Genomic DNA, 16,026 nt, shown 5'->3' on the forward strand with positions numbered 1-16,026 from the left:
TAAACGAACCTGGCTGTAATCCGGATTTCTTTTTATATGATAAGACAGATAAATTATTACATTTTTATTGATACATTAGAAATTTTATTTATCTTTGCACACTTAAATATTTAACTGGGACGAGTTCCCTTAAAATTCAAACATTATGTCAGTAAAAATCAGATTACAAAGACACGGTAAAAAAGGAAAACCTTTTTTCCACATCGTGGTTGCAGATGCTAGAGCTAGAAGAGACGGTAGATTCATCGAAAAACTAGGAACTTACAACCCAATTACTAACCCTGCAACAATTGATTTGAACGTTGATTCTGCTGTAAAGTGGTTAAACAACGGTGCTCAACCAACTGATACTGCAAGAGCTATCCTTTCTTACAAAGGAGTACTTTACAAAAAACACTTACAAGGTGGTGTTGCTAAAGGAGCTTTTGATGAGGCTGAGGCTGAAAAAAGATTTGCTGCTTGGGTAGATGCTAAAGAACAAAAAGTGCAAGGGAAAGTAGAAGGTTTATCTAAAGCTCAGGCTGATGCTAAAAAAGTTGCTTTAGAAGCTGAAGTTAAAGTAAATGAAGCTAGACTAGCTGCTGCTGCACAAGCTGAGGCTGATGCTAAAGCTGCTGAGGAAGCTGCTAACGCACCTGCTGAAGAAGTTGTTGCTGAAGAAACTGCAGAAGGAGAAGCTCCAGCTGCTGAAACTGAAGAAAACACTGAAGCTTAAGAAACACCCTGTATGCGTAAAGAAGATTGCTACTTTTTAGGTAAAATCACACGCAGACATGGCCTTGCGGGAAACGTTATCCTTAAATTGGATACCGATCAACCCGAACTTTACAATAAACTGGAATCAATATTCGTTGAAATCAACGGACTATTGGTTCCTTTTTTTATTGAAAAATCATCCTGGAGCAAATCTGATGCTCTGAATATTGCGTTTAGAAACTCTTCTGAAGCATTAGTGGATCAGTCATTGGGGAAAAGTGTATACTTACCGCTTGCTTCTCTTCCTAAACTCACCGGAAAACAATTTTATTACCACGAAGTAATTGGTTTTACTATTTTTGATGAACATGATAATGACTGTGGTGTTATTCGTTCAATCAATGATCAGACGGCTCAAACGTATTTCGTAACCAACCTGGATGGAAAAGAAGTTGTTATTCCTATCATTAAAGACTGGATTCTTGAAGTAAACAGAGAAGAAAGGTTTATTAAAATGCAATTGCCTGACGGGCTTATTGATGTCTTTCTAGTGCCATCTAAGAAGGACGAGTAACATCTGTTGCATTACTTATTTAAAAGATTTCTATATTTTAACGGGGTAACTCCCATGTTTTCCCTGAAGCAACGGATGAAATGGCTCTGATCAGAAAAACCGCATTCAAGAGCGACATCTGTTAGGAATCCATAATTTCTATGAAGAAAACCAAGTGATTGATTTACTTTCAATTTTGGTTAAACCATCAAAATCAAGAGTTTGATTGGTTTGCCCGAAAAATTCACCTTTACGAAGTGTGTTCATTATCATTTTTCTGTTTAATTATTAATCGGCTCTTATATGGTATTTTACAATGCAGTTGTTTAAAAATTATTAAATCATTGGCAAATATTTGAAAATTGATTTGATTGATCTAATCACTTAGTTACTTTCAAAGTGACGGTATGGTGTTGTTGAGCTTTTCCCCAGCACGGAAAATAAGCTATGGAAAACAAAGAATGAGGCCTGTTTTTTTAATTAAAACCAGGTAAATAATAGATTTTATATTAAATAATGGGTCGATGATTTTTTAAAGACGACGCAATCATCAACTTGCGCTGTTTTTTTGTAACTTTGCAGACATTAATTTTTATACGAAAATTTATAATCAACAAATGAAAAAGCAAACGATTAAAGAAATCCTACAGGATTACAAAAAGGTATTACATCATGACATTACGGTATACGGTTGGGTAAAAGCTTTCCGTTCAAATCGCTTTATAGCATTAAATGATGGATCTACAATTAATAATTTGCAAATAGTTGTTGATTTTGAAAATTTTGATGAGGCTCTTATTAATAAGATCAGTACAGCTTCTTCCCTAAAAGTGGTAGGAGAGGTTGTTGAAAGCCAGGGTGCAGGACAAACGGTAGAGATTATTGCTAAGAAGATTGTTGTTTTAGGGGATAACTTTACGGAGGAGCTACAGACAACGATTCTTCAGCCAAAGAAACACAGTCTGGAAAAACTTCGTGAGCAGGCGCATTTAAGATTCAGAACCAATTTATTTGGTGCTGTATTCAGAGTACGTCATGCGGTAACTTTTGCTATTCATTCATTCTTTAACAAAAATCAGTTTTTCAACATTCATACACCGATCATTACAGGTGCAGATGCTGAAGGAGCGGGAGAGATGTTCGGGGTGACTGGTTTTGATCTGAATAATATTCCGAGAACAGAAGATGGAGCTATTGATTATAGTCAGGATTTCTTTGGAAAGCAAACCAATCTTACTGTTTCCGGACAGCTGGAAGGCGAAACTGCTGCAATGGGATTGGGAAGGATTTACACCTTCGGACCTACGTTCCGTGCTGAAAATTCAAATACTACCCGTCACCTTGCGGAATTCTGGATGGTAGAGCCAGAGGTTGCTTTCAACAACCTTGAAGATAACATTGATCTGGCAGAAGATTTCCTGAAATATGTGATCCAGTATGTATTGGATAACTGTAAAGATGATCTTGAATTTTTAGATAAAAGATTTGCCGAAGAACAAAAAGCTAAGCCTGAAAAGGAAAGAGCTAAAGAAGGTCTTATAGAAAAGCTTCAAAATGTAGTGGCTAAACGTTTTATGCGTGTAAGCTATACGGAAGCTATTGAAATATTATTGAATTCTAAAGAGAATAAGAAAGGAAAATTCCAGTTCCCAATCGAAAGCTGGGGGGCCGATCTCCAGTCTGAGCATGAAAGATTCCTGGTAGAGAAACATTTTGAAAGCCCGGTAGTTCTTTTTGATTATCCGAAAGATATCAAAGCATTCTACATGCGTTTGAATGATGATAACAAAACAGTAGGAGCAATGGATGTTCTTTTCCCTGGAATCGGAGAAATCATCGGAGGTTCTGAAAGGGAGGAAAGAATTGAAGTTCTTAGACAGAAAATGAAGGAAATGCATGTTGAGGAACAAGAACTTTGGTGGTATATGGATACCAGAAAATTTGGTTCGGTACCTCACTCAGGATTTGGATTAGGTCTGGAAAGACTTATTCTTTTTGTAACAGGGATGACGAATATCAGAGACGTGATTCCTTTTCCAAGAACGCCGAAAAGTGCTGAATTCTAGATACAAAAAAAGCCTTAAATTTAATTTAAGGCTTTTTTATTTTTAATAATAGCTTATTATGTTAAATTATATAATGCAAAAATCATGCTAAATATGAAATTTTTAAAAAAAAATTGATTAAATTCGTGGAATATCTTATGTTAAAACACAAAGAGTAATATGCTTAAACAACACTTACAACTCAAACTAGGACAAAAGTTGGCTCCTCAGCAGATCCAATTAATGAAGCTGATTCAACTTCATACTTTGGAATTTGAAGAGGAACTGGAAAGAGAGTTAGAAGAAAACCCGGCCCTGGAAATCGCAAAGGAGGAATCTAAAGAGGATGATTATGCTTCTCTTGAGGATTCTTATGAGAATGAAGGAAATGAAAGCATTGAAACTGATTTTGATGTGAATGAATATATCTATGACGATGAGCCAAGCTATAAAACTGCTTCGAGTAATTATTCTGCGGACGATGAGGAATTCGATAATGAAAGCCTTCTGACCGAAGGGCAGTCTCTATACGATTATCTATTGGAACAGATCCACCTGGCCAATATCAATCCTGAGGACATAAAAATTGCCGAGTATATCATTGGGAATCTGGATACCGATGGATACCTTAGAAGGGAGATCAAGTCTATTGTAGATGATCTTGCTTTCTCACAGGGTATTTATACAACTATAGAAAAGGCTGAAGATATTCTGGAAAATTATGTACAGAAACTGGACCCGCCGGGAGTAGGAGCGAGGGGATTACAGGAATGCCTTCTTCTCCAAATCGAGAAGAAAGTAAGTTCGGATAAAGCTGTTTCTTTAGCAGCTAATATTTTGAGACATCAGTTTGATGCTTTAACCAATAAGCATTATAATAAAATCATCCAGAAGTATGATATCGAAGAAGAAGATCTGAAAGATGCTCTGGAAGAAATTTCGAAACTATCTCCTAAAGTCGGAGGTAATTTTGATACGCAAACGATAACGATCAATCAGGAAATTATCCCGGATTTTGTAATTCAGGTGAAGGATGGAGTGGTTATTCCGATGCTTAATAGTAAGAATGCACCTACATTAAGGGTTTCTGAAGAATATAAAGATATCCTTACCACCTATTCTCATGATAAAAACTCTTCAGAGCATAAACAAGCTGCATTATTTATCAAGCAAAAGCTGGATGCAGCGAAATGGTATATTGATGCAATCAACCAGCGTCAGAATACCTTATTGCAAACGATTACGGCTATTGTAAAGTTTCAGAAGGAGTATTTTATTACCGGAGATGAAAAATCTTTAAAACCGATGATTCTTAAAGATATTGCAGATATCACAGGTTTTGATATTTCTACGATTTCAAGAGTAGTAAAAAGTAAATATGCTGATACACCAAACGGTATTATTTATCTTAAAGACCTCTTTTCTGACAGTTTAACAAACGATGATGGAGAAGAAGTTTCTACTAAAGAAATTAAAACTCATCTTCAGGAAGTGATCAGTAAAGAAAATAAAAGAAAGCCTCTTACCGATGACGCCTTAGTGGTTATCTTAAAAGAACAGGGATATAATATTGCCCGAAGAACAATTGCAAAATACAGGGAACAACTTAACATTCCAGTTGCAAGATTAAGAAAAGAACTTTAAAAAATATAAATGCCCGGAGAGCCGGGCATTTTTTATGGTTATATTAATTGTTCCTTAAGTGGTCTAGCTTTAATTCTTTGACCGAGATTTCACGCATTTCAACCTTTCTTATTTTTCCTGAAATCGTCATTGGGAATTCTTCTACAAATTTCCAGTATTTAGGAATCTTGTAATGGGCAATCTTCCCGGTACAGTAGTTAAGAAGTTCATCTTCGGTCACATCAAAGCCATTCCTCACCTTCACCCATGCCATTACTTCTTCTCCGAACTTTTCGCTGGGAACACCTATAATCTGTACATCAAGAATGTTGGGATAGGTATATAGAAAATCTTCAATTTCCTTTGGGGAAATATTTTCACCGCCACGGATAATGAGATCTTTTATTCTTCCGGAAATGGTAATATAACCTTCAGAATCCATTACAGCAAGGTCGCCGGTATGTATCCATCGGGCATCATCAATAACCTTTCTTGTATTTTCCGGATCATTCCAGTACTTGAGCATTACAGAGTATCCCCGGGTACAAAGTTCGCCATGCTCACCACGTTCCACCGTTCTGCCATTCTCATCTATGATTTTTATTTCAAGGTGATCCTGAACGGTACCCACGGTACTTACCTGTTTTTCCAAAGATGTTCCTATTAATGTCTGGGTTGAAACCGGTGAGGTTTCCGTCATTCCATAGCAAATACTCATTTCTTTGATATTCATAAGACTTTCCACCTTTTTCATGATTTCTGGTGGACATACAGACCCGGCCATAACTCCGGTTCTTAAATTAGAGAAATCAAATGTATTAAAATCTTTTACTGCCAATTCAGCAATAAACATGGTAGGAACTCCGTACAATGACGTGCATTTTTCATCAGAAACTACCTGTAGGGTAATGTCCGGATCAAAGCTCTCATTGGGAATTACAATACAGGCGCCATGTGCAGTGCAACAAATGTTTCCTATAACCATCCCAAAGCAATGATAAAAAGGTACTGGAATACAAACTCTATCCTTTTCTGTGTAATGCAGCCGTATTCCGATAAAGTAACCATTATTCAGAATATTATGATGGGAAAGGGTAACTCCTTTGGGAAAACCGGTTGTACCGGATGTATATTGGATATTGACGGGATCATCAAATTCGATATTTTCTTCAAAATTTCGTAAGGTTTCATCGGAAACTGAATTTCCTTTTTCCAGAAACTGTTCCCAACTGTCGTCAAAGAAAATGGCACCGTCCAATGTAGGACATACTTCCTTTGCATATTCAACCATTTCTTTATAATTACTGGTCTTAAAGGATAAAGAAGAAAAGATAAAACGAACTTCTGACTGATTGAGAACGTATGTAAGTTCGTGAGTTCTGTATGCAGGATTTATATTCACTAAAATGCTGCCAATTCTTGCAGTAGCATATTGAAGCAATACCCATTCATACCTGTTGGCAGACCAGATTCCTATCCTGTCACCAGATTTTGTGCCTAAGTGAATAAGAGCTTTAGCAACGGCTGTGGTCTGGTCATAAAATTCTTTGTAGCTTGCTCGATAGTTCTGCTGAACAGAAACTAAAGCTTCATGATCAGGGTATTTTTCAACTGTTCTTTTAAGGTTTTTACCGATTGTTTCTCCAAGTAAAGGAATATTTGAAGCTCCGGATACATAAGATAAAGCCATACAAAAAGATTTATTGATCTAAAATAACAAATAAATCCTAAGATAGCGCCTGGGAAAAGTTAATTTTCCAGGGAATCAATGTCTCTTAGCTGTGCAAGATTCTTATCAAGTTTTCTCATGATAATTCCATAAACAAGTCTGTAGTATAACCAGATCAGCAAAACACACAGTCCGGTACTCAATACAGTACCTATGATGAAAATGATAACGGCCGAGTTGGCAGGTTCTACATTTTGAGAGTTTAACGCATAAAAAATAAAGACTGTAAAAATAGAAGTAAAAGCAACGAGTAAAACAATACTGATTAAAATAAAGGCATTAACCGTCTTCTTGAACTTAATAATTCGGGTAATAAGGCCTTTAAGGTTTTCTTCGATTTTTATTCTTCGATAATTCTGATAAAATTTATAGACAAAATAGGCAGTAACAAGTAAACTAAGAATCTTAAGGATCAGATATATCTTGTCAAAACTGTTTTCCACTTCGGGAGTTTTTCGAGCACCCAGTTTTTCTAAAACGTTGAGGAATCCATTGGTTTCTTCTCCCTGAAAGAAATAAAATAGCCCCATTACGGAGAAAAGTAAAAATTCAAAAACACTGATCCAGAAAATATATTTCACGTAGTTACGTGACTTTCTGTTGAGCATATTAAGAATCTCACTATTGTCGTATTTTTGCTGAACAGGCTGTTCCTGCCATGTTTTCTTAAAGCTGTCTAAATCAAAATCAGGCATATTTTTCCATCTGTTCTTTAAGGGTTTTCTTTAATCTGTTCATTTTCACACGGGCATTTACCTCAGTTATCCCGAGGTTTTCTGCGATATCCTTATAGGGCAAATCATCTAAATACATCATTACAATAGCTCTTTCTACATTAGGCAATGTCTTGATCACGGTGTATAGAAGTGAAATCTGCTGTTGTTTTTCATCATCATCCTCAATGAAGTCTTTATGATTGATGTCCAGCTCATTTGTAGGAAGGCTCTTGCTTTTTTTTCTGAAAAGGGTAATGGCTGTATTTAAGGCAACACGATACATCCATGTGGAGATCTTTGAGTTCCCTTTAAAGGAGTCATAGCTTCTCCAAAGCTGCAGGACAATTTCCTGAAAGAGATCTTCTTCATCTTCCAGAGAATTGGTATAAAGACGCGAAACTTTGATAATCAATCCCTGATTATCTTTTATGAGCTGCGCAAATTCTTTTTCTCTGGAAATCACAATTAGATGTATAAAGGCACGAAGATAATAATAATGTGCTAATTAGTGAAGGGTTATGAATTATAAATTGCAAGTTTTGGTAATCGGCACTTACCATATACTTAAGCTTTATCGGATTGTTTGTCTTTGATTAAGAAAGCGTATTGTTCGGCAGGCTTATAAGTAATCGTCATAACATATAATGTAAAGCCTTTAATTCGTATCTTTGCGCCCACGAGAAAATCGGCCTGTTGATCTTTGTTTTGGCAAGGGTAGGAAAGTCCGGACACCATAGAGCAGCAAAGCGGATAACATCCGTCACCCGTGAGGGTAGGACAAGTGCAACAGAAAGCAAGTACAGTTCGGCTGTAGTGAAACCAGGTAAACTCTTTGCGGTGCAATGATAAGTATATCGGTTCTTTTCAGTAATGAAAATAGGAGTTGCTCGCTCTGAAAGCCGAGGGGTAATCAGCAAAAGTTTTGCAGCAATGTAAGACGCAGATAAATAACAGGCACTTCTCAGGAAGTACAAAATCCGGCTTATAGATTTTCTCGTGATTTTTTAGATAACGAAATGACTATAAATAAAGCGGGGATTATTCCCCGCTTTTGTATTTCTGAGCCTGTTAAGATAATTAATTTCGACTTGAAAATATGAATTTTACAAGTTGAAGCATTGTTTATGATGCTATTCGTTCTCAAGGGCTTTTTTAGCATCAACAAGTCCTTTCTTGTCCTTATCAGAAAGTGCCGGATATTTAAGGTCCATCTTTTCTAATGCATCAATAATGATCTGGATAGCGGCTACTCTTGCAAACCATTTATTGTCTGCAGGTAATACGTACCACGGAGCATAATCTTTTGAAGTCTCATTAATAGCCTGTTCATAAGCGCTCATATATTGATCAAACAATGCCCTTTCCGGAAGATCAGCAGCCGAGAACTTCCAGTTTTTTTCTTGCTCGTTAATTCTGTCCAGCAGCCTTTGCTTTTGTTCCTTTTTTGAAACATTTAAAAATATTTTAATGATTTTAGTTCCGTTCTGAGAGAGGTGTTTTTCGAAATTTCTTATACTCTCATATCTGTTTTCCCAGAATTTGGCGTCAAAATCTTTTATGGACTTCCATGTTTTTTCACTGAGATTGTATTCCGGGTGCACCTTACAAACCAAAACACTTTCATAATGTGAACGGTTAAAGATTCCGATCATTCCTTTTTGAGGTAGTGCAATATAATGTCTCCATAAAAAATCATGGGCGTATTCCTTTGAACTTGGGGTTTTAAAACTTGTTACATTACAGCCCTGTGGATTTACTCCACCAAACACATGCTCAATAAGACTGTCTTTTCCTGCGGCATCCATCGCCTGTAAGATGATAAGGAGAGACTGGCTTCCATCCGCATACAACTTCTCCTGAAGGTTACGAAGTTTTTCTTTTTCTATAGCCAGCATTGCCTGTCCTTCTTGTTTAGTAAGAGGTCCCTTGTATTCCGTTGAGGTTTTTTTGATGGAAAATTTTCCTTTTACTTCAAAATCGTCTGAGAAATTGGTGTCCATAAATTATATATTTGAAATAAATGTAATAAAAAAACCGTCTACATGTAGACGGTTTTTTTATTTTTTCTGAGTAGAGCTTATTTTGCCGCAGCAACTTTTTTCGCTGCCTTAGCCGCTTTTTTAGCCGCTTTAGCATCTGCTGCAGTTTCAACCTTTGCAGGAGTAGCTGCAACTTCAGGAGCGTTAGCATCTACATTTCCTTTGATGTAAATTACACTTCTGCTGTTTGCCGGGTCATTAGAAAATACTTCAATCATTTTGTTGAATGGTCCGTTGATTGTCGTATTGTATCCAACTTTAATTTTAGCAGATTTTCCTGGCATTACAGGATCTGTACTAAATTCAGGAGTTGTACATCCACAAGAAGGTTTTACGTTAGAAATTACCAAAGGCTTATCACCTGTGTTAGTTACTGTAAAAAATCTTGTACCGTCTGCACTAGGCTTAATAGTACCATAATCGAAAGTGGTTTTATCAAAAGTAATAGTTTGTGCAGATGCAATAGCAAATGTTCCAAATAGTGCAATTCCTGCAATTAATTTTTTCATATTCTTGAATGTTAATATGTTTGTTTAGATAAACTTTAAGAAACAAAGTTAAAAATTATTTTAATTCATACTGAAAATTTTTTTTCTTTAAGCTATTTTTGCAAATTGTAAGCTAAAGAAATAGAATTTATGCAGATTTCAGAAAAGTATAATCCACAGGAAACAGAACAAAAATGGTACAACTACTGGTTGGAAAACAAGTTTTTCCATTCGGAGCCTAATGACAAGCCACCATATACCATCGTAATTCCTCCGCCAAACGTGACGGGGATCTTACACATGGGACATATGTTGAACAATACCATTCAGGATGTTCTGGTCCGCCGTGCAAGAATGCAGGGCTTTAATGCCTGCTGGGTTCCGGGAACAGATCACGCTTCAATTGCTACTGAAGCTAAAGTTGTTGCTAAACTGAAATCTGAGGGAGTCAATAAATCTGATATTACCCGTGAGGAGTTTTTAAAACATGCATGGGAATGGACTGACAAATATGGGGGAACCATCCTCGAACAGCTGAAGAAATTGGGTTGTTCATGCGACTGGGACAGAACCAGGTTTACGATGGAGGATAAGCTTTCAGCACAGGTAATTAAAAGTTTTGTTGATCTTTATAATAAAGGATTGATCTACAGAGGCTACAGAATGGTTAACTGGGATCCGGAAGCAAAAACGAACATATCTGATGAGGAAGTAATATTTAAAGAACAGAACGGGAAATTATATTTCCTGAAATATAAAATAGAAGGTTCCGAAGAATTCCTTTCTGTTGCGACGACGCGTCCTGAAACAATCTTTGGGGATACTGCTGTTTGTATCAATCCTAATGATGAAAGATATGCTCACCTGAAAGGTAAAAATGTGATCGTACCTATCGTGAACCGTGCAGTACCTATCATCGAAGATGAATATGTGGATATTGAATTTGGAACCGGTGCACTGAAAATTACTCCTGCTCACGATACCAATGATTACGAGATCGGGCAAAAACATCAGTTGAAAATGATTGATGCTTTAGATGATGATGGAAATCTTAATGAGTATGGATTACATTATGCCGGGAAAAACAGGTTTGAGGTAAGAAAACAGATTGCAAAAGAACTGGAAGAAAAAGATCTTCTTTTAAAAGCTGAGGATTATGTAAATAAGGTAGGGACTTCTGAAAGAACAGGAGCAGTGATCGAGCCTAAAATTTCTGTTCAATGGTTCCTGAAAATGTCTGAACTTGCTCAGCCTGCTTTGGATGTAGTAATGGACGATGAAATTAAGTTTTATCCTGAAAAATTCAAAAATACCTATAAACATTGGATGGAAAACATCCGTGACTGGAATATTTCCCGCCAGCTTTGGTGGGGGCAGCAGATCCCTGCTTATTATTATGGAAGCGGAGATGAAGATTTTGTAGTTGCAGAAACAAAAGAAGAAGCTTTAGAATTAGCAAAACAAAAAACAGGGAACCAAAATTTTACAGCTGAAAGCCTTACACAAGATCAGGATGCTTTAGATACCTGGTTCTCATCATGGTTATGGCCTATGTCTGTATTTGACGGGCTTCTTGATCCTGAAAATAAAGATATTCAGTATTATTATCCTACTTCTGATCTGGTAACAGGTCCGGATATTATTTTCTTCTGGGTAGCGAGAATGATCATGGCTGGATTAGAATATAAAAAGACAGTTCCTTTTAAAAATGTTTATTTTACCGGTATTGTTAGAGATAAGCAAAGAAGAAAGATGTCCAAGTCTTTAGGAAACTCACCGGATCCTTTGGAATTAATTGATAAATATGGTGCTGATGGTGTGCGTGTTGGAATCTTACTAAGTGCTGCTGCAGGAAATGATCTCCTTTTTGATGAAGATCTTATGCTTCAGGGGAGAAATTTCATGACCAAGATCTGGAGTGCTTTCCGATTAATCAATATGTGGAATCATGAAGATAAACCGGCCAACGTAACGGAAAACCAGACAATAGAGTGGTTCGAAAATAAATTGAACAAAGCGATTGCTGAAATTAATGATCAGTTTGAGAAATTCAGAATTTCTGATGCTTTGCATTTGGTTTATAAATTAATCTGGGATGATTTCTGTTCGTGGTATCTGGAGGCTATCAAACCTAATTATGGTGAAGGGATTTCGAGAGAAGTATACGAAAAGACTATTTATTTCTTTGAAGAATTAATGAAATTACTTCATCCTTTTATGCCATTCCTTACGGAAGAATTATGGCAGACGATTTCGGAAAGAAGTATAGAGGAAGCGTTGATTATCTCTCAGCAGAAAAAAGCAGGAAAATTTAATGAGACTATTATCAAAAACTTTGAAATGGCTCAGGAACTTATTTCAGGAGTTAGAAACTATCGCCAGACGAAGGGGATTTCTCCTAAAGAGGCAGCTGAAATTTATACGGGTTCTTCAGAGTTTGCCAATGAAGCCGTTATCAGAAAACTGGCGAATATTTCAGACATTTATTTTGGTGAAAAAACAAATAAACCAAGTTTTACATTCCTGGTAGGTTCTACCGAAGTGTCCATTCCATTGAGCGAAAACCTGGATCTTGCTGAAGAGAAAACAAAAACGGAAGACGAAATAAAGTATTTGAAAGGATTTTTAATTTCTGTAGAAAAAAAGCTCTCCAACGAAAAATTTGTAGCCAATGCTAAAGCAGAAGTTGTAGAAGCGGAACGTAAGAAACAGAAAGATGCACAGGATAAAATTGCTATTTTGGAAGAGAAGCTGAAGAGCTTATAAATCTTTTGGCACTTATCTTGAAATAAAACAAATATCAATCCGGACAATCCCGGAAACTATATCCATAAAAGAAGACCAGTTTAACTTGTCTTCTTTTGTGAATTTAATACAGTAGTTCAGACATAATATCTGAAGAGCAGATGAGCTGCCAAAATAACTTGTAAGCGGATCAGCTCATCACCAATAAATAAAGACAATAAAAATGACGCACGTAGAGAATATAAAAAAGCTGTTTTCAAGAGATTTTGTAGAAAGTCCTTTGTTAGAAAGCTTTGAGGTTGGGAAAATTTACCTTTCCAGTGGGAAATTGGTAGCTTGCGACCCTTTGATCACAAATGATATGCAGCCTTTTACTACAGATTTCCCAAAAGGGGATTTTGCAGTTCTATTACATAAGGAGAGAGAAAGTAACTGCGTAGCCTATGCTGAAATTATTTTCAGTCACTCAGAAATCACAGAATGGAAATTGGCAACTACTTCCGGTCAGGATATAAAAGACCTTGCAGAGGGTGAGATATTTGGTTATCCTGTAGAAAGTGGGATGGGGTGTTTTATGGATGTTGATACCCAGGAAAAACTTAATGAACTGGAAAAAAGATTGTATCACAGTAAAGGTGCCGACTTTATGGGAATTTATGAGGAGTTTTTCCACGAATATTTTTTTGATGAAAACGGAGCAATCGATCAATATGCCTTTTTGAAACCTGCGGATGAGCATCCGGGAACTATCTTTGCTTTCGAGACAGGATATGGAGAAGGTTTCTATGCCAGCTATATTGCGTATGATAAAAATAATGAGCCTGTAAAGGTAGTTACGGAATTTATTGAAATAAGTTAATTATTGTTATATTAGTATTCCTAATTTTTTATTTTTGTATAAACCAATTTAACCGCAATGAACTTTTCCTCAGTACAACCCAAAATTATAGTTGTTGGCAGCTCTTCCATAGATCTTGTTCTGGAAACTGAAAAACTTCCGGCTCCTAACGATACTGTTTTAGCCATTAATTCGGATAGTTATTTTGGTGGAAAAGGAGCCAATCAGGCTGTAGGAACTGCAAGATTGGGTGCCAGTGTTTATTTCATTGGATGTGTGGGAATGGACCCACTGGGACAGCAAATTATGCGTAATCTGGTGAATGAAAATGTGAATGTAGGATTTGTTGCAGAAACAGACAAAGAAGCTACAGGAACAGCTTATGTGACGACTTCTGATGGTAATGCTGCCATTGTTGTGGTACCGGCTGCAAATAAGCTTTTAAGTACCAAACATATTGAAGATGCAGACCGGTATTTTCCTACGGCAGATCTTATCCTGGTTCAGTTAGAAGTTTCTATAGAAGTTGTTGAATATACCATTAGAAAGGCAAAAAAATACGGAAAAAAAGTTGGTCTCTATGCTTCACCTGCTATGAAGCTTAGCGAAGAAGTACTGGAAAATGTGGATTTTGTAATCGTAAAAAGTAGTGAACTCTATATTGTTTTTGGTGAAGAGGAAAAAGAGCGGGTTCTTGAAAAATATTTTAATAAAGTTTTTGTAAGGGATGATACGAATTCCACGATTTACTTTGATGGAACTGAAATGAAATACTTCAGAAACCATAATGATAATAAAACGGTACATAAAATGGGAATGGGAGATGCATTTACATCCGGATTTGCCATAGCCTTGTGTCATAATAATCCTATTGAGGAGTGTGTAAAATTTGGAAATGAAGTTTCTTTAAAAGTCTCTACGAGAAAAGGATCGCAAACCGGATTGCCTAGAATGTCCGATTATGTTATTTAAAGCTATTTGGTACATATCGAAAGTATATAATTAACATAAAATAAACAGTAAAAATTTCCACTTTTGAGTGGATTTTTTCTTTTTACACTATGGAAAAACTAATTCTAAAAACCACAGATCACATTTCTATTGTCGCCCACCTTTTCCTGCCGGAACAGAGCAATAATAAATTATTACTAATCAATTCTGCTACAGGCGTAAAACAGCACGTTTACTTTTCCTTTGCACAATATTTTTCAGAGCAGGGATTTACAGTGATCACGTATGATTATCGGGGAATCGGGCTTTCAAAACCGGAGCAGATGAAAGGCTTCGAGGCTTCCATGCGAATCTGGGGTTCCCGGGATTATAAAGCAGTAACCACCTACATCAGAATCCGCTTTACAGGATATGAGAAATATTGCCTGGGACATTCTGTTGGAGCATTGATCCTTGGGATGAATAAGGATTCGGAGATGTTTAAAGAATTCTTTTTTGTGGGAACACAAAATGCGTTTGTTGGGAATCTGAAATTCAGGACGAAAATAGAAGCTTATCTTGGATTTGGGATTGTCCAGCCTTTAGCAACTCAGCTTCTGGGTTATTTTCCGGCTCATTGGTTTGGACTTGGAGAAAGTCTTCCTAAAAATTGCGCTTATGATTGGAGAACCTTAATTTTGAATAAAAAATCAACAAACGGTTTACTGGAAAAAATTGATGATTATTCTAAAAAATTGACTCAAAAAGTTTTTGTAATCAGGGCTGAAGATGATGTCTGGCTTACGGATAAAGGAGTAAAGAGTCTATTAAACGACACGTATCCCAACCTTAAACCGACATATCGCCTTGTAAAAACTTCAGAATCTGAAAAAGGAGAAATAGGACATGTTAATTTTTTCAGGAGCTATAACAAGAAGCTTTGGAATATTATTTTAAATGAATTAATACATAATGAGTAGTGTAATTGAAAAGACAATAGATTTTGTAAAGGAAAAACTTAAAGGAGCAGAAGCAGGACATGATTGGTTTCATATCGAAAGAGTCTGGAAGCTTTCCAGGAAAATTGCTGAAAATGAAAACTGTAACAAAGAAGTTGTAGAATTGGGAGCTTTGCTTCACGATATAGCAGATCCCAAATTTCATGATGGTGATGAAACAATTGCGTTAAAAGTGTCCCGTGAGTTTTTGGAAGAGCAGCATGTTTCAGAAGAAATTATCGGGCAGGTCCTTTTTATTATTAAGAATATTTCGTTTAAAAACAGGGGAGAAGCTCCGCAGAATTTACCTATTGAATTAAAGATTGTTCAGGATGCAGACCGTTTGGATGCTATAGGAGCAATAGGTATTGCAAGAACCTTTAATTTTGGTGGATTTAAAAATAACCTGATGTATCATCCGGATATTAAGCCAAAGCTGAATATGTCGAAAGAGGAATACAAAAAATCTGACGGCACTACAATCAATCATTTTTACGAGAAATTATTACTTTTAAAGGATTTAATGAACACAGAGAAAGGAAAAGAACTGGCTCAGGAACGGCATGAGGTGATGCTTCAATTTCTTGATCAGTTTTATAAAGAATGGAATGTTGATTAACGTTCTT

At 36.4% G+C, this 16,026-nt stretch carries 15 protein-coding genes and 1 other RNA gene; 10 read left to right on the forward strand and 6 right to left on the reverse strand.

The window, feature by feature from the left end:
* The first annotated feature begins 145 nt into the window (after positions 1-145).
* Both AAEU33_RS09315 and rimM read left to right on the forward strand, forming a co-directional pair.
* Positions 146-715 (forward strand): 30S ribosomal protein S16, encoded by a 570-nt coding sequence (locus AAEU33_RS09315; RefSeq protein WP_345992241.1) that lies wholly within the window; start codon positions 146-148, stop codon positions 713-715.
* A gap of 12 nt (positions 716-727) precedes the next feature.
* The gene (gene rimM / locus AAEU33_RS09320) at positions 728-1,270 is read left to right on the forward strand and encodes a ribosome maturation factor RimM (protein ID WP_345992243.1); all 543 of its coding nucleotides are present in this window, start codon (positions 728-730) and stop codon (positions 1,268-1,270) included.
* An 11-nt stretch (positions 1,271-1,281) separates the two neighbouring features.
* Here rimM and AAEU33_RS09325 read toward each other — a convergent pair whose 3' ends face one another.
* On the reverse strand, positions 1,282-1,443 hold the full coding sequence (locus AAEU33_RS09325) for an AraC family transcriptional regulator (protein WP_345992244.1): 162 nt from the start codon (positions 1,441-1,443) through the stop codon (positions 1,282-1,284).
* Between the two features lie 423 nt (positions 1,444-1,866).
* On the opposite strand from AAEU33_RS09325, the gene asnS reads away from it, so the two are divergent.
* Positions 1,867-3,315 carry an asparagine--tRNA ligase gene (gene asnS, locus AAEU33_RS09330; RefSeq protein WP_345992246.1) on the forward strand — a complete coding sequence of 483 codons (1,449 nt, stop codon included), beginning with the start codon at positions 1,867-1,869 and terminating at the stop codon, positions 3,313-3,315.
* Positions 3,316-3,474: 159 nt separating this feature from the next.
* Positions 3,475-4,938, forward strand: coding sequence for an RNA polymerase factor sigma-54 (gene rpoN, locus AAEU33_RS09335; protein WP_172280097.1), 1,464 nt, complete (start codon positions 3,475-3,477; stop codon positions 4,936-4,938).
* Between the two features lie 43 nt (positions 4,939-4,981).
* Here rpoN and AAEU33_RS09340 read toward each other — a convergent pair whose 3' ends face one another.
* Genes AAEU33_RS09340 through AAEU33_RS09350 form a run of 3 tightly spaced genes read right to left on the reverse strand, consistent with a single transcriptional unit; the run spans position 4,982 to position 7,825 of the window.
* Complete coding sequence (locus tag AAEU33_RS09340) at positions 4,982-6,607, reverse strand: AMP-binding protein (RefSeq protein WP_345992248.1); 1,626 nt, start codon at positions 6,605-6,607, stop codon at positions 4,982-4,984.
* A 59-nt stretch (positions 6,608-6,666) separates the two neighbouring features.
* Positions 6,667-7,341: a beta-carotene 15,15'-monooxygenase gene (locus AAEU33_RS09345; protein ID WP_273649139.1), complete on the reverse strand. Its 675-nt coding sequence runs from the start codon at positions 7,339-7,341 to the stop codon at positions 6,667-6,669.
* Positions 7,334-7,825: a sigma-70 family RNA polymerase sigma factor gene (locus AAEU33_RS09350; RefSeq protein WP_172280093.1), complete on the reverse strand. Its 492-nt coding sequence runs from the start codon at positions 7,823-7,825 to the stop codon at positions 7,334-7,336. Before AAEU33_RS09350 ends, AAEU33_RS09345 begins: the two co-directional genes overlap by 8 nt.
* Positions 7,826-8,039: 214 nt before the next feature.
* Here AAEU33_RS09350 and rnpB point away from each other — a divergent pair.
* Positions 8,040-8,363, forward strand: an RNA gene (gene rnpB, locus AAEU33_RS09355) — RNase P RNA component class A.
* Between the two features lie 129 nt (positions 8,364-8,492).
* Here rnpB and AAEU33_RS09360 read toward each other — a convergent pair.
* Positions 8,493-9,362, reverse strand: coding sequence for a PPK2 family polyphosphate kinase (locus AAEU33_RS09360; RefSeq protein WP_345992250.1), 870 nt, complete (start codon positions 9,360-9,362; stop codon positions 8,493-8,495).
* A gap of 77 nt (positions 9,363-9,439) precedes the next feature.
* Positions 9,440-9,910: a DUF1573 domain-containing protein gene (locus AAEU33_RS09365; RefSeq protein ID WP_172280089.1), complete on the reverse strand. Its 471-nt coding sequence runs from the start codon at positions 9,908-9,910 to the stop codon at positions 9,440-9,442.
* Between the two features lie 129 nt (positions 9,911-10,039).
* Between AAEU33_RS09365 and AAEU33_RS09370 the strand changes: the two genes are divergently transcribed.
* The 5 genes from AAEU33_RS09370 to AAEU33_RS09390 all read left to right on the forward strand — a co-directional run bounded on the left by AAEU33_RS09370 (position 10,040) and on the right by AAEU33_RS09390 (position 16,019).
* Positions 10,040-12,655 carry a valine--tRNA ligase gene (locus AAEU33_RS09370; protein ID WP_345992251.1) on the forward strand — a complete coding sequence of 872 codons (2,616 nt, stop codon included), beginning with the start codon at positions 10,040-10,042 and terminating at the stop codon, positions 12,653-12,655.
* A gap of 202 nt (positions 12,656-12,857) precedes the next feature.
* Positions 12,858-13,493 (forward strand): DUF4241 domain-containing protein, encoded by a 636-nt coding sequence (locus AAEU33_RS09375; RefSeq protein WP_345992253.1) that lies wholly within the window; start codon positions 12,858-12,860, stop codon positions 13,491-13,493.
* A gap of 57 nt (positions 13,494-13,550) precedes the next feature.
* Complete coding sequence (locus AAEU33_RS09380) at positions 13,551-14,444, forward strand: ribokinase (protein ID WP_172280083.1); 894 nt, start codon at positions 13,551-13,553, stop codon at positions 14,442-14,444.
* Positions 14,445-14,533: 89 nt separating this feature from the next.
* Positions 14,534-15,382: an alpha/beta hydrolase gene (locus tag AAEU33_RS09385; protein WP_345992255.1), complete on the forward strand. Its 849-nt coding sequence runs from the start codon at positions 14,534-14,536 to the stop codon at positions 15,380-15,382.
* Complete coding sequence (locus AAEU33_RS09390; protein WP_172280079.1) at positions 15,375-16,019, forward strand: HD domain-containing protein; 645 nt, start codon at positions 15,375-15,377, stop codon at positions 16,017-16,019. The genes AAEU33_RS09385 and AAEU33_RS09390 overlap by 8 nt, the downstream gene beginning before the upstream one ends.
* Positions 16,020-16,026 lie beyond the last annotated feature (7 nt).

It is taken from the genome of Chryseobacterium sp. Chry.R1, assembly GCF_039645525.1.
GTDB lineage: Bacteria > Bacteroidota > Bacteroidia > Flavobacteriales > Weeksellaceae > Chryseobacterium > Chryseobacterium proteolyticum.

Coding starts and splice junctions, on each gene's coding strand:
- AAEU33_RS09390 (WP_172280079.1), top strand. CDS start 15,375: ATGAGTAGTGTAATTGAAAAGACAATAGATTTTGTAAAGGAAAAACTT.
- AAEU33_RS09385 (WP_345992255.1), top strand. CDS start 14,534: ATGGAAAAACTAATTCTAAAAACCACAGATCACATTTCTATTGTCGCC.
- AAEU33_RS09345 (WP_273649139.1), bottom strand. CDS start 7,341: ATGCCTGATTTTGATTTAGACAGCTTTAAGAAAACATGGCAGGAACAG.
- rpoN (WP_172280097.1), top strand. CDS start 3,475: ATGCTTAAACAACACTTACAACTCAAACTAGGACAAAAGTTGGCTCCT.
- AAEU33_RS09370 (WP_345992251.1), top strand. CDS start 10,040: ATGCAGATTTCAGAAAAGTATAATCCACAGGAAACAGAACAAAAATGG.
- asnS (WP_345992246.1), top strand. CDS start 1,867: ATGAAAAAGCAAACGATTAAAGAAATCCTACAGGATTACAAAAAGGTA.
- AAEU33_RS09360 (WP_345992250.1), bottom strand. CDS start 9,362: ATGGACACCAATTTCTCAGACGATTTTGAAGTAAAAGGAAAATTTTCC.
- AAEU33_RS09380 (WP_172280083.1), top strand. CDS start 13,551: ATGAACTTTTCCTCAGTACAACCCAAAATTATAGTTGTTGGCAGCTCT.
- AAEU33_RS09315 (WP_345992241.1), top strand. CDS start 146: ATGTCAGTAAAAATCAGATTACAAAGACACGGTAAAAAAGGAAAACCT.
- AAEU33_RS09375 (WP_345992253.1), top strand. CDS start 12,858: ATGACGCACGTAGAGAATATAAAAAAGCTGTTTTCAAGAGATTTTGTA.
- AAEU33_RS09365 (WP_172280089.1), bottom strand. CDS start 9,910: ATGAAAAAATTAATTGCAGGAATTGCACTATTTGGAACATTTGCTATT.
- AAEU33_RS09340 (WP_345992248.1), bottom strand. CDS start 6,607: ATGGCTTTATCTTATGTATCCGGAGCTTCAAATATTCCTTTACTTGGA.
- rimM (WP_345992243.1), top strand. CDS start 728: ATGCGTAAAGAAGATTGCTACTTTTTAGGTAAAATCACACGCAGACAT.